Source organism: Streptomyces asiaticus, assembly GCF_018138715.1.
Lineage (GTDB): Bacteria > Actinomycetota > Actinomycetes > Streptomycetales > Streptomycetaceae > Streptomyces > Streptomyces asiaticus.
The window spans coordinates 2,990,537-3,004,413 of the sequence record NZ_JAGSHX010000006.1; the positions used below are offsets into that span (position 1 = coordinate 2,990,537).

Here is a 13,877-nt window from a genome sequence, read left to right on the forward strand (position 1 = left end):
CCCGCGCACACCTCTTGTCACCGAACGACCGGGTCCACGGAGCAAGGGCGGGGCCCCCGCGCGAGTCGACCGCGCGGGGGCCCCTTTTCCGCCTGCCCGGTGCTCGGTGAGAAGACGATCACGCAAGCAGGGGGTCTGGTGGGCGCTCCGGGTTACGGGGCGAGCAGCAGGTTGTTGGCGCGCTCCTTGGCGGCCGTGTAACGGCGCGCCACATCCTGCCAGTTGACGACCTTCCACATCGCCTCGATGAAGTCCACCTTCTGGTTCTTGTACTGGAGGTAGAAGGCGTGCTCCCAGGCGTCGAAGACCAGGATCGGCACCGAGCCCTGCCCCACGTTCCCCTGGTGGTCGTAGACCTGCTCGACCACCAGCCGCCCGCTGACCGGCTCGTACGCCAGCACGCCCCAGCCCGAGCCCTGGGTGGTGGCGGCTGCCTTGGACAGCTGGGCCTTGAAGCCCGCGAAGGAGCCGAAGTGCTCGGCGATGGCGTCGGCCAGCTCGCCGACCCCGTCCTTCTCCAGCGGCTCGCCGCCGCCGTCACCGGTCATGTTGTGCCAGTAGATGCTGTGCAGGATGTGGCCGGACAGATGGAAGGCCAAGTTCTTCTCGAGCCCGTTGATCGAGCCCCACTGATCCTTGTCCCGCGCCTCCGCGAGCTGCTCCATCGTGTCGTTCGCGCCCTTGACGTACGCGGCGTGGTGCTTGTCGTGGTGCAACTCGATGATCTCGGGGCTGATGACCGGTGCCAGCTCCGAGTAGTCATACGGAAGTTCAGGAAGTGTGTAGATGGCCATGCGAAGCCCTTCGGACCGCTTATTGCAATTAACTTGCAAGTACACGCTATCAGCAAGAGCGTTTTCCGCCAGTCGGAACCGACCGTCTTTGGGCCCAAAGACGGAGGCGGGGCGGGTCCTCCGATCGAGGACCCGCCCCGCCTCCATGCGCGGGGTGATGTGGGCTCAGCTCCGCTCCGCCGCCACCCGCTGCCGCACAAAACCGATGATCGCGAGGGCGATCGCCATCACCGCCGTGGCGTACAGCTGGCTGCGGGTGTCGGCCTCGCGCAGCATCAGCAGCAGCACCCCGACCGTGGCGGCCAGTGCGACCCAGGTCAGATACGGGAAGAGCCACATCTTCACGACGAGCTTCTCCGGGGCCTCCCGCTGCAAGCGGCTCCGCATCCGCAGCTGGGCGGCGGCGATGAAGCCCCAGACCACGAGCACCGCGGCGCCGACCATGTTGAGCAGCCACTTGAAGATGGTGTCCGGCCACCAGTAGCTGAGCAGCACCGCGACGAAGCCGAAGAAGGAGGAGGCGAGCACGGTGAGGCGGGGCACGCCGCCGGTGACCCGGCCCAGGAAGGCGGGGCCCTCGCCGCGGGTGACCAGGGAGTAGGACATCCGGGAGGCGCCGTAGATGTTGGCGTTCATCGCGGAGAGCAGCGCGATCAGCACGATCACGTTCATGATGTCGCCGGCCGCGGGGATGTCGAGGTGGTTGAGCACGGCCACGTACGGGCCGTGCTCGACCACGGACTTGTCGTTCCACGGGATGAGCGTGACCACGACCAGCATCGAGCCGACGTAGAAGAGGGCGATGCGCCACATCGCGGTGCGCACCGCGCCCGCGACGCTCTTGACCGGGTTCTCGGACTCGGCCGCCGCGATCGTCACCGTCTCCAGGCCGCCGTACGCGAAGACGGAGGCCAGCAGGCCGACGACCAGGCCGTTCACCCCGTTGGGCAGGAAGCCGCCGTCACCGCTGAGATGGGCGCCGCCCGGGGCGTCGGTGCCCGGGAGGACGCCGAGGATCGCGAGCACGCCCAGGACGAGGAAGATCGTGATCGCGGCGATCTTCAGCGCGGCGAACCAGAACTCGAACTCGCCGAAATTGCTGACCGCCGCGAGGTTCGTGCCGCAGAACATCGCCATGAAGAGGGCGACCCACATCCAGGATTCGCTGCCCGGGAACCACTGGACCATGATCCCGGCCGCGCCGATCGCCTCCGCGGCGATGCCCACGCACAGCAGGATCCAGAACATCCAGCCCACCGTGAACCCCGCCCAGGGCCCGATCGCCCGCTCGGCGTGCACGGAGAACGAGCCGGAGGCCGGGTTGGCCGCCGACATCTCGCCGAGCATCCGCATCACGAGCATCACCAGCAGCCCGGACACCGCGTAGGCCACCACGATCGACGGACCGGCGGCGGCGATTCCGGCGCCTGAGCCGACGAACAGCCCCGCGCCGATCACGCCACCGAGGGCGATCATCGACAGATGGCGCTGTTTGAGGCCGTGGGAGAGCGGCGGCGTGGCGCCAGCGCCCGTGCCGGTCGCCTCGGCGGCGCCGGATGGCGTCGAGGACGCGGATGTCCGGTTCATTCTTCTTCTCTGTCCCTTACGAGCGCCGGTGACGGATGCAAAACGTCCCTAGTGTGAAGGGCGTGTCCTATGGGGACAACATCGCGGACAATCTTTTCTGGATATCGGACACTCGCGTCACGCTCCGTATCAGGGATCTCTGCCAGAAGCTGCCAAGCCGATGCGTCCGGCTTTGTGGCCATCCGACGGTGTCCGCGGCCCCCACGCTGGGTTAGCGTCGCGGTATCCACCCTCTGACCTGGGAGCATCGCTGATGAGCACGGTTTCTGCCGCCGCCACACCCGGTACGGTCCTCGCGGACGCGGTCTTTCCCGCCCGGCGCGTCCTGGCCCGCGACACCGCTCTGATCATCGGGGGCGCCGTGCTCACCGGCCTCGCGGCCCAGATCTCGGTGCCCGTCCCCGGCTCGCCGGTGCCGGTGACCGGCCAGACCTTCGCCGCCCTGCTGGTGGGCACCTCGCTGGGCGCCCGGCGCGGCTTCCTGTCGCTGGCGCTGTACACCCTGGTCGGCATGGCGGGCGTGCCGTGGTTCGCCGAGGGCAGCTCCGGTGCCGCCATGCCGTCGTTCGGCTATGTGCTCGGCATGCTGCTGGCGGCCACCGTGGTGGGCGCGCTCGCCCGGCGCGGCGGCGACCGCGGGGTGCTGCGCACCGCGGGCACCATGGCGGTCGGCTCGGCGGTCACCTACGCCGTGGGCGTCCCGTATCTGGCGCTGGCCACCCACATCTCCCTCAGCGAGGCGATCGCGGCCGGGCTCACCCCGTTCCTGATCGGTGACGCCCTGAAGGCCGCCCTGGCGATGGGCGCGCTGCCGGCCGCCTGGAAGCTGGTGGGCCGCCGCGGCTGACCCCACGGAAGCCGACAGAAAAAGGGCCCCCGCGCGGTCGACTCGCGCGGGGGCCCTGCCGTGGCGGCGGAGGAGGAAGGGTTCAGTCGAAGATCGGGCCGACCGTACGGGTCCGCTTGATCTCGTAGAAGCCGGGGGTCGAGGCGACCATCAGGGTGCCGTCCCAGAGCTTGGCGGCGGCCTCGCCCTTGGGGGCCGGGGTGACCACGGGGCCGAAGAAGGCGATCTGCTCCCCGTCCGCGCCCGGGACGGCGATCACGGGGGTGCCCACGTCCTGGCCGACCAGGTCGATGCCCTCCTTGTGGGAGGCGCGCAGCTCGGTGTCGTACGCGTCGGAGTCGGCGAAGTCGGCGAGCTCGGCGGGGAGACCGGCCTCCTCGAGGGCGGCCACGATCGTCTCGCGGTTCTTCTCCAGGCCCTGGTTGTGGAAGCGGGTGCCGAGGGCGGTGTAGAGGGCGCCGAGGACCTCGCTGCCGTGCTTCTGCTCGGCGGCGATGCACACCCGGACCGGGCCCCAGGCGGTCTTCAGCAGCTCGCGGTACTCCTCGGGCAGCTCATCGAGCTTGGGCTCGTTGAGCACGGCCAGGCTCATGACGTGCCAACGCACCTCGACCGGGCGCACCTTCTCCACCTCGAGCATCCAGCGCGAGGTCATCCAGGCCCAGGGACACAGCGGATCGAACCAGAAATCGGCGGGCGTCTTGGCAGTCTCGGTCACGGTTTCTCCTCAAGCGGGCGCGCTGGTATCGCAAACGAATAGAGAGCTGGCTGCTTCACCCAACGCGCACGGAAGGGGGCTCATTCCCCGATGCCGCGTGTCGGTGCCCCGTGACATGATTTCCGCTGTCCGATATCCGAGATGCGAGACATTGGCGAGGGAGCCGCGTCGTGCCCGGTGAGAACCTGACCCGTGACGAGGCCCGTGAGCGGGCGAAGCTGCTGTCCGTCGAGGGTTACGAGGTGGCGCTCGATCTGCGGTCCGCGGTGGGTGAGCACACCGGGTCCGGGCCGCGCACCTACCGCTCCACCACCACGATCCGCTTCCGCTGCGCCGAGCCGGGCGCGGCGACCTTCGCCGATCTGCTGGCGCCCTCGGTGACCTCGGTGCGGCTCAACGGGCGGGAGCTGGACCCGGCGGCGGTCTTCGACGGCTCCCGGATCGCGCTGGAGGGCCTCGCCGCGGAGAACGAGCTGGTGGTGGACGCGCAGTGCGCGTACAGCCGCACCGGCGAGGGGCTGCACCGCTTCGTGGACCCGGAGGACGGCGAGGTCTACCTCTACACCCAGTACGAGCCGGCCGACGCCCGCCGGGTCTTCGCCAACTTCGAACAGCCGGACCTCAAGGCCCCGTTCACCTTCTCGGTGACCGCCCCGGAGGGCTGGACGGTGCTGAGCAACGGGGCGGTGGACCGGGTGGAGCCGTCCGGCGCCGACGATGCCGCCACGACCAGCCACTTCGTGACGACCCAGCCCATCTCGACGTACATCACGGCCGTGGTCGCCGGTCCGTACCACTACGAGAGCGACCTCTACCGCCGCACACTGCCGGACGGCTCGGCGCTGGAGATCCCGCTGGGCGCGCTGTGCCGCAAGGGGCTGGCCAAGCACTTCGACGCGGATGACATCTTCACCGTCACCAAGCAGGGCCTGGACTTCTTCCACGACCACTTCGACTATCCGTACCCGTTCGGCAAGTACGACCAGGCGTTCGTGCCGGAGTACAACCTCGGCGCGATGGAGAACCCGGGCTGTGTGACCTTCCGGGAGGAGTTCATCTTCCGCGGCAAGGTCACCCAGGCGTCGTACGAGGGCCGGGCGAACGTCATCCTGCACGAGATGGCGCACATGTGGTTCGGCGACCTGGTGACCATGGAGTGGTGGGACGACCTGTGGCTCAAGGAGTCCTTCGCCGACTTCATGGGGGCCTTCTCGCTGGTCGGGGCGACCCGCTTCACCGACGGCTGGATCACCTTCGCCAACCGCCGCAAGGCATGGGCGTACCGCGCCGACCAGCTGCCGTCCACCCATCCGATCACGGCCGACATCCGTGACCTGGAGGACGCCAAGCTCAACTTCGACGGGATCACCTACGCCAAGGGCGCGTCCGTGCTCAAGCAGCTGGTGGCCTATGTCGGGCAGGACGCCTTCCTGGAGGGCGCGCGGCGCTACTTCAAGCGGCACGCGTACGGCAACACCCGGCTGTCGGACCTGCTGTCGGTGCTCGGCGAGACCTCGGGGCGGGACATGGCCACGTGGTCGCGCGCCTGGCTGGAGACCGCGGGGGTCAACACGCTGACCCCGCAGGCCACCTATGACGCCGAGGGGCACATCACCGAGCTGGCGGTGGTCCAGGAGGCCGCCGAGACCCACCCCACTCTGCGGCCGCACCGGGTGGCCGTCGGGCTGTACCGCAAGGAGGCCCCGGCCGGGGAGCGCCCCGGGGCGCTGGTGCGCTACGCCCGCGCCGAGGTGGACGTCGATGGTCCCCGTACGGTGATCCCCGAGCTGACCGGCGCCTCCCGGCCCGATCTGATCCTGGTCAACGACGACGACCTCACCTACTGCAAGATCCGCTTCGACGAGGGCTCGCTGGACACCCTGCGGGAGCACCTCGGCGAGCTGACCGACCCCCTCGCCCGCGCCCTGAGCTGGTCCGCGCTGTGGAACCTCACCCGCGACGCGCTGCTGCCCGCCCGCGACTACCTGGAGCTGGTGCGGCGGTTCGCCGGGGCCGAGAGCGACATCGGGGTGCTCCAGATGGTCCAGGCGTGGGCGCTGTCCGCCCTGCACCACTACTCGGCGCCGGAGGCACGCGAGGAGGCCGCCGCCCGGCTGGCCGAGGGCGCGCTGAGCGAGCTGCGGCTGGCCGAGCCGGGCAGCGGCCACCAGCTGGCCTGGGCGCGGTTCTTCGCACAGGTGGCCGTCGCCGACGCCGAGCTGCGGCTGCTGCGCGGGCTGCTGGACGGCACGGCCCGGATCGACGGGCTGGATGTGGACCAGGAGCTGCGCTGGACGTTCCTGGCCGCGCTGGCCTCGAGCGGTCAGGCCGACGAGGCGCTGATCGGCGCCGAGCTGGCCCGCGACGACACCGCCTCCGGCAAGCGCCACCAGGTGCGGTGTCTGGCCGCCCGGCCCTCCGCCGCGGTCAAGGCCGAGGCGTGGGACGCGGTGGTGGAGTCCGACCGGCTCTCCAACGCCCTGGTGGAGGCCACCATCTCCGGTTTCGACCAGCCGGGGCAGCGGGATCTGCTGGCACCGTACGCACCGCGCTACTTCGAGGTGATCGAGCGCGTCTGGCAGGAGCGGTCGATCGAGATCGGGATGGCGATCGTGCGCGGCCTGTTCCCGGCCGCCCAGGGCGACACCCCCACCCTGGAGGCGGCCGACGCCTGGCTGGACGGCCACCCGGACGCGGCTCCCGCGCTGCGCCGGCTGGTCCTGGAGGCCCGCGACGACCTGGCCCGCGCCCTGCGCGGCCAGGAGTGCGACGCGCGGGCGGCCGGCTGACGCACACGTTCGACCGAAGCGGGAGCTCCTTCGGGAGAAGCGGGGGAGCTCCTTTCGGCATTCGAACTGCCGTACTTTAGTACGGTGTTGTCCGCTTTTGTCGACGACTGTGTAACAGTGGTTAGCGGGTGGAGCGGGCGCGGGAATGGCGGTGGCATGAGCCACAACACGCCGCTGTCCCCCCGCCCCCTCCACCACCTCTCGGACGTCCAGCGCCGGGTCCTGACGACACGTCAGCTGCGCGAGCACGGTGTGACCGCGTCCGTCGCCGCCGAGCGCTGCCGGGTCGGCGGGCCCTGGCAGCAGATCCTGCCGGGCGTCCATCTGCTCCACCCGGGCCCGGCGACCAGCGAGGAGCGGCTGCTGGCCGCGCTGCTGTACACCGCGAGCCGTGGCCAGGGGGCCGACGGGTCGGCGCCGGGCGGCGGCGAGCCGGGCGGCGAGGCGATGATCACCGGGTTGGCGGCGCTCGCCCTGCGCCACTTCTCCTCCGCTCCCCCGCTGGCCTCCCTCGACCACATCGACGTCCTGGTGCCGCGCACCCGGCGGCTGCGCGCCACCGGCTTCGTCCGCTTCGTCCGGGCCGGCACCCTGCCCGCCCCCCAGTACCTCGCGGGGGTGCCCACCGCCCCGGTGGCCCGCGCCCTCGCCGACGCCGTCGCCCGGCTCACCGACGCCGTACTGGTCCGCAGGCTGCTCACCGAGTCCGTGCGCCACGGCCACTGCGAGGCCGCGGCGGTGGTCGCGGAGCTGAACTCGGCCCGGATGCTGTCCCGGCCGCATGTCGTGGACGCCGTGGACGCGCTGCTCGCCGAGGGCCGGGCGATCGCCGAGGGACGGCTGTACGACATGGTGCGCGGCCACCATCTGCCCGAGCCGCTGTGGAACGTGGAGCTGCGGCTCCCCGGCGGGCCCGCCCTCGGCGGGGTGGACGCCTACTGGCGTGAGCAGGCGGTGGCGGTGGAGATCGACGCCCGGGCGCCGCGCCAGGACGAGGAGCTCTGGCGCGGCGGTTTCGGCCGCAAGCGCGAGCACCTGGAGCGGCTCGGGATCACGGTCGTGCGCATGACCCCGAAGAAGCTGCGGGAGTCACCGGAGGAGCAGGCCGCGGTGGTCCGTACCGCCCTGATCGCGGCGGCCGACCGCGAACCGGCCCCCTATGTGGTGGTCCTGCCGCGCTGAGGCGCCCGCCGGGCGGCTCAGGGCTTGCGCAGCAGCAGCTCGGTGTTGCGGTCCGTCGAGTCGCCGGCCAGCTTCTGGCTGGCGCCGGGCGCGTTGAAGGACAGCTCGCGGTAGAGGGCCGCGAGACCGGTCTGGGACAGGTCCGAGAAGTCCGTACGGTGCGGCGCCGCCGACTCGATGAGCGTGGTGAACAGGGAGATCGTGCCGTCGTGGTTGTCCACGACCTCGAACACCCGGGCCAGCTGGGGGAAGTCCACATGCGAGGCGGTGGTGATCTCCCAGAAGGTGCCGCGCGGGGTGATCTCGTTCTTGTGGCTGTGGCCGTTGATCCAGGCCAGCACCTTGGGGTGGCGCTGGAAGAGGGCGACGATCTCGTCCCCGCCGTGCCGGGCCTCGCCCGGGCGGCCCGGGTCGTGGTTCATGTTGTCCAGGCTGCGGCTGTAGTGGTGGCTGAAGACGATCACGTAGTCGTCCTTGTGGGCCTTCAGCGTCCGTTCCAGCCAGCGCAGTTGGGCGGTGCCGAGCGAACCGGTGTAGTGACCGCCCGGGTCGGTGGTGTCCAGGCTGATGCCGATCATGTTCTCGGAGATCCGGAACGAGTAGTAGAGCGTGCCCTGCTCGAGGTTGGCCTTGGTGTAGCCGTGGCCGACCGGACCGGAGCCGGTGGCGGCCGGGTCGAGGTGCGCGGCCAGGTACTCCGTCTGGGTGAAGGGCGCGCGGCGCTCATCGGGGGTGACCGTGCGCATGTCCTTGGCGTGCGCGTCCAGCAGCGCCTTCATCTGGACGCCCTTGGGGTCGCCCCCGACGCGCGTGCCCTTGAAGAGCCGCTCGGCGTCATCGGCCGGGATGATCTCCAGCTTGCGCTTCCCGGTGGCGAAGTCCGCGTAGTAGTCGTGGCCGAGCGAGTAGACACCGCCCGCCAGATCGTCGTGGTTGCCGATGGTGGAGTACCACGGCAGCCGCAGCCCCGGGCTGTTGACAGTGCGCAGCGCGGCCTCGAGGAAGCCGTCGATGCGCGGGAAGCCGACCTTCTTGTCGGCGTCGCGCAGCGCCTCCTCCGGGTGCCAGAACTCCTTGAGCCCGCTGTTCTGGACGCCCTCGTAGCGGCGCGGATCGCCGGTGTTGGGGGTGATCCGGCCGCCGTTCATGGCGGTCAGGAACCAGTCCAGCTCGATCTTGGCGTTGTTGTCGGTGTTGTCGCCGGTGGTCATGACGAACGACAGCGGCGCCCCGGTGGCCGGTCCGCCGCGCAGTCCGTTGATCCGCTCGATGAGCGAGGCGACCCCGGCGATGGTCAGCGCCTCGTGCGGCCGCCATGCCCCGGCGCGCCCCGAGCGGAGGAACTCGTAGCGCATCGGGTGCTGGACGTCGGTCAGATGCAGATCCGTGAGCTGGACGAACGAGGCGAGCGCGGTGCGCCGGTCCTCGCGGCCGCCCTTGGCGCCGGTGATCTCGGTGCGGACCTCGCGGGCCCAGGCGGGGCCGTCGGCGAGTCGCCGGTAGCCGGTGGCGCCGTGTGCGGCCGAGAACGTCTCCAGCGTCGTACCGGCCGTCGAGGGCGCCGCCGGGGCCTGCACCACCCGGCGGCCCGCGGCGTGTGCGGTGGCGGGCTGCGAGGCACCGGCCGAGCCGCTGCCGGGACCGAAGGCGATTCCCAGGCCGGCCGTGGCACCGGTGGCGGTGGCGGCGGCGAGGAAGGTGCGCCGGTCGAGGGTGGCGACGGCAGCTGCGGCGGACCGTACGGACCGTATGCGGGACATGCGCGATCTCCCCGAGTGGACACGCGGTGACGGGCGGGCAGCGACGCTGCCCTCACCTCGGATCGTTGGCATCGGGGATGGCTTGGGAGTGAACGAGACGGCAACGCGGGTCGCCGATCTCCACACGTGGATCTTGGCGGCAGCAAACGGTCATCGCGCCCTTGTGAACAGGAATTCTTCCGCTCACTCGGCGTTCATCAGATCTGGGAACCGCCCCCGCCATATCCGGGAACCGCCCTCGCCGTGGGATGAATCACGGGACGGTAACGGACCCGCCTGAGACACTTGGCAGGAGGGTAGGCGCCTCGAACAGGCACAACCAAGGAAAAGGGCTGATATGAGGATCGGAATCGTCGGAGCGACCGGCCAGGTCGGCGGAGTGATGCGCAGGGTGCTCGCCGAGCGTGATTTCCCGGCCGAGCAGCTGCGGCTGTTCGCCTCCGCCCGCTCGGCCGGCCGGACGCTCCCGTGGCGCGGCACCGAGATCACCGTCGAGGACGCCGCCACGGCCGACTACTCCGGTCTGGACATCGTCCTGTTCTCCGCGGGCGGCGCCACCTCCAAGGCGCTGGCCGAGAAGGTCGCCGCCCAGGGCCCGGTCGTGATCGACAACTCCTCGGCCTGGCGGATGGACCCCGAGGTGCCGCTGGTCGTGGCCGAGGTCAACCCGCACGCCGCGGTGGACCGCCCCAAGGGGATCATCGCCAACCCGAACTGCACCACGATGGCCGCCATGCCGGTGCTGCGCCCGCTGCACGCCGAGGCCGGGCTCACCGCCCTGGTGGCCACCACCTACCAGGCCGTCTCCGGCTCCGGTCTTTCCGGCGTGGCCGAGCTCGACGGCCAGATCCGCAAGACCGCCGACCGCGCGGCCGAGCTGACCCACGACGGCGCGGCGGTGGACTTCCCCGAGCCCGGGGTCTACGCCCGCCCGATCGCGTTCAATGTGCTCCCGATGGCCGGGAAGATCGTCGACGACGGCCGGTTCGAGACCGACGAGGAGCAGAAGCTCCGCAATGAGAGCCGCAAGATCCTGGAGATCCCGGAGCTGAAGGTGTCCGGCACCTGTGTCCGGGTCCCCGTCTTCACCGGCCACTCGCTCCAGGTGAACCTCCGCTTCGAGCGTCCGATCAGCGTGGAGCGCGCCTATGAGCTGCTGGCCGCGGCCCCGGGCGTGGCGCTCTCGGAGATCCCGACCCCCCTCCAGGCGGCGGGCCAGGACCCCAGCTATGTGGGCCGGATCCGGGTGGACGAGACGGTCGAGCACGGTCTCGCGCTGTTCCTCTCCAACGACAACCTGCGCAAGGGCGCGGCGCTGAACGCGGTGCAGATCGCCGAGCTGGTGGCGGCCGACCTGGCCTGACGCCCGCGTCCCGGCCCGGCGGGGAGCGGTCCGGCGGCCGCTCCCCCGGGGGGACGAAATGTCTACCGGCACTGACCGTCCGACGTGCGAGGATGGCCATCCGCCTGACGCATGGCGTACCGCACATGACGAACGGGAGTTAGCCGACGTGCCTGGCACCAACCTCACAAGGGAGGAAGCGCAGCAGCGGGCGCGCCTCCTCACGGTGGACGCGTACGAGATCGAACTGGACCTGAGCGGCGCCCAGGAGGGCGGCACCTACCGCTCCGTGACCACGGTGCGCTTCGACGCCGCCGAGTCGGGCGCGGAGTCGTTCATCGACCTGGTGGCGCCCACGGTGCACGAGGTGGTGCTGAACGGCGAGGCGCTCGACCCGAACGAGGTCTTCAAGGACTCGCGGATCGCCCTGCCGGGGCTGCTGGCCGGGCGCAACGAGCTGCGGGTGGTCGCGGACTGCGCGTACACCAACACCGGTGAGGGGCTGCATCGCTTTGTCGACCCGGTCGACCAGCAGGCGTACCTCTACACCCAGTTCGAGGTGCCCGACGCCCGCCGGGTGTTCGCCAGCTTCGAGCAGCCCGACCTGAAGGGCACGTTCCAGTTCACCGTGACGGCGCCCGAGGGCTGGACGGTGATCTCCAACTCGCCGACGCCGGAGCCGAAGGACAACGTCTGGCGGTTCGAGCCGACCCCGCGCATCTCCACGTACATCACCGCGCTGATCGTCGGCCCGTACCACAGCGTGCACAGCTCCTACGAGAAGGACGGCCGCTCGGTGCCGCTGGGCATCTACTGCCGTCCCTCGCTCGCGGAGTACCTCGACTCGGACGCGATCTTCGCGGTGACGCGGCAGGGCTTCGCGTGGTTCGAGGAGAAGTTCGACTACGCGTACCCGTTCGCCAAGTACGACCAGCTGTTCGTGCCGGAGTTCAACGCGGGCGCGATGGAGAACGCGGGCGCGGTGACCATCCGCGACCAGTACGTCTTCCGCTCCAAGGTGACGGACGCGGCGTACGAGACGCGCGCCGAGACCATCCTCCACGAGCTGGCCCATATGTGGTTCGGCGACCTGGTCACCATGGAGTGGTGGAACGACCTGTGGCTGAACGAGTCGTTCGCCACCTACACCTCGATCGCCTGCCAGGCCCATGCGCCGGGCAGCAGGTGGCCGCACTCGTGGACCACCTTCGCCAACTCCATGAAGACCTGGGCCTACCGGCAGGACCAGCTGCCGTCCACCCACCCGATCATGGCCGAGATCAACGACCTGGACGACGTCCTGGTCAACTTCGACGGGATCACGTACGCCAAGGGCGCCTCGGTGCTCAAGCAGCTGGTCGCGTACGTCGGGATGGACGAGTTCTTCCGTGGCGTCCAGGCGTACTTCAAGCGCCACGCCTACCAGAACACCCGGCTGTCGGACCTGCTCGGCGCGCTGGAGGAGACCAGCGGGCGCGATCTGAAGACCTGGTCCAAGCAGTGGCTGGAGACGGCGGGCATCAATGTGCTGCGGCCGGAGATCGAGACGGACGCGAGCGGCACGGTGACCTCCTTCGCGGTGCGGCAGGAGGCCCCGGCGCTCCCGCCGGGCGCCAAGGGCGAGCCGACGCTGCGGCCGCACCGCATCGCCATCGGGCTCTACGACCTGAACCCGACCGGCAAGCTGATCCGCTCCGAGCGCATCGAGCTGGACGTGGACGGCGAGCTGACCGAGGTACCGCAGCTGATCGGCACGAAGCGCTCCGCGGTGATCCTGCTCAACGACGACGACCTCACCTACGCGAAGGTCCGGCTGGACCCGGACTCGCTGGCCGTGGTCACCGAGCACCTGGGCGACTTCGAGGAGTCGCTGCCGCGCGCGCTCTCCTGGGCCTCGGCCTGGGACATGGTCCGCGACGGCGAGCTGGCCACCCGCGACTACCTCGCGCTGGTGCTCTCGGGCATCGCCAAGGAGTCGGACATCGGCGTCGTCCAGTCGCTGCACCGCCAGGTGAAGCTGGCCCTGGACCTGTACGCGGCGCCGGACTGGCGTGAGACGGGCCTGGCCCAGTGGACCGAGGCCACGCTGGACCACCTGCGGGCGGCGGCGCCGGGCAGCGACCACCAGCTGGCCTGGGCGCGTGCCTTCACCGCGACCGCCCGCACCGACGCCCAGCTGGACCTGGTCTCCGGGCTGCTCGAGGGCACCGAGACGATCGAGGGCCTGACCATCGACACCGAGCTGCGCTGGGCGCTGCTGGAGCGGCTCGCCGCCACGGGGCGGGCGGACGAGGCCGCCATCGCGGCGGAGCTGGAGCGCGACAAGACCTCCGCGGGCGAGCGGCACGCCGCGACGGCGCGGGCCGCGCGGCCGACGCCGCAGGCCAAGGCGGAGGCGTGGGCGTCGGTCGTGGAGAGCGACAAGCTGCCGAACGCGGTGCAGGAAGCCGTGATCGGCGGCTTCATCCAGACCGATCAGCGGGAGCTGCTGGCGCCGTACGCGGAGAAGTACTTCGCGGTGGCGAAGGACGTCTGGAACAGCCGCAGCCATGAGATGGCGCAGCAGATCGTGGTGGGCCTGTACCCGGCGCTCCAGGTCTCGCCGGAGACCCTGGACGCCACGGACGCGTGGCTCGCGTCCGCCGAGCCGACGGCGGCGCTGAGGCGTCTGGTGACGGAGTCGCGGGCAGGCATCGACCGCGCACTCCGCGCGCAAGCCGCGGACGCGGCGGCGGGCTGACCGGGTGCGGCGCCGTGCGAGGCCATGCGCCCCGCACGGCGCCGCGAAACCTTGTTGTGGGCAACGCGTTCCTGGTTGTGGGCAACGCGTTCCGCTGGGGCGGGACGGGTGGGCACAA

General features: G+C 70.7%; 9 protein-coding genes. 5 read left to right on the plus strand and 4 right to left on the minus strand.

Features of this window, described 5'->3' with window-relative positions:
- Positions 1-152: 152 nt before the first annotated feature.
- Together KHP12_RS20510 and KHP12_RS20515 are read right to left on the minus strand one after the other, a co-directional pair.
- The gene (locus tag KHP12_RS20510; RefSeq protein WP_086879859.1) at positions 153-794 is read right to left on the minus strand and encodes a superoxide dismutase; all 642 of its coding nucleotides are present in this window, start codon (positions 792-794) and stop codon (positions 153-155) included.
- 165 nt (positions 795-959) lie between these two features.
- A complete protein-coding gene (locus KHP12_RS20515) occupies positions 960-2,381 on the minus strand; it encodes an amino acid permease (RefSeq protein ID WP_086879858.1) in 1,422 nt (473 codons plus the stop codon).
- Positions 2,382-2,634: 253 nt separating this feature from the next.
- Between KHP12_RS20515 and KHP12_RS20520 the strand changes: the two genes are divergently transcribed.
- A complete protein-coding gene (locus KHP12_RS20520) occupies positions 2,635-3,228 on the plus strand; it encodes a biotin transporter BioY (protein WP_086879857.1) in 594 nt (197 codons plus the stop codon).
- An 82-nt stretch (positions 3,229-3,310) separates the two neighbouring features.
- Here KHP12_RS20520 and KHP12_RS20525 read toward each other — a convergent pair whose 3' ends face one another.
- Positions 3,311-3,946, minus strand: coding sequence for a mycothiol-dependent nitroreductase Rv2466c family protein (locus KHP12_RS20525; RefSeq protein ID WP_037945894.1), 636 nt, complete (start codon positions 3,944-3,946; stop codon positions 3,311-3,313).
- 170 nt (positions 3,947-4,116) lie between these two features.
- On the opposite strand from KHP12_RS20525, the gene pepN (KHP12_RS20530) reads away from it, so the two are divergent.
- Both pepN (KHP12_RS20530) and KHP12_RS20535 read left to right on the plus strand, forming a co-directional pair.
- Positions 4,117-6,735 (plus strand): aminopeptidase N, encoded by a 2,619-nt coding sequence (pepN, locus tag KHP12_RS20530; protein ID WP_086879856.1) that lies wholly within the window; start codon positions 4,117-4,119, stop codon positions 6,733-6,735.
- 156 nt (positions 6,736-6,891) lie between these two features.
- A complete protein-coding gene (locus KHP12_RS20535) occupies positions 6,892-7,917 on the plus strand; it encodes a hypothetical protein (RefSeq protein WP_086879855.1) in 1,026 nt (341 codons plus the stop codon).
- Positions 7,918-7,934: 17 nt separating this feature from the next.
- Here the strand turns inward: KHP12_RS20535 and KHP12_RS20540 are convergent, their stop codons facing one another.
- Complete coding sequence (locus tag KHP12_RS20540) at positions 7,935-9,677, minus strand: TIGR03767 family metallophosphoesterase (RefSeq protein ID WP_086879854.1); 1,743 nt, start codon at positions 9,675-9,677, stop codon at positions 7,935-7,937.
- Positions 9,678-10,014: 337 nt separating this feature from the next.
- On the opposite strand from KHP12_RS20540, the gene KHP12_RS20545 reads away from it, so the two are divergent.
- The gene (locus KHP12_RS20545; RefSeq protein WP_086879853.1) at positions 10,015-11,040 is read left to right on the plus strand and encodes an aspartate-semialdehyde dehydrogenase; all 1,026 of its coding nucleotides are present in this window, start codon (positions 10,015-10,017) and stop codon (positions 11,038-11,040) included.
- A 148-nt stretch (positions 11,041-11,188) separates the two neighbouring features.
- On the plus strand, positions 11,189-13,759 hold the full coding sequence (gene pepN / locus KHP12_RS20550; RefSeq protein ID WP_086879852.1) for an aminopeptidase N: 2,571 nt from the start codon (positions 11,189-11,191) through the stop codon (positions 13,757-13,759).
- Positions 13,760-13,877 lie beyond the last annotated feature (118 nt).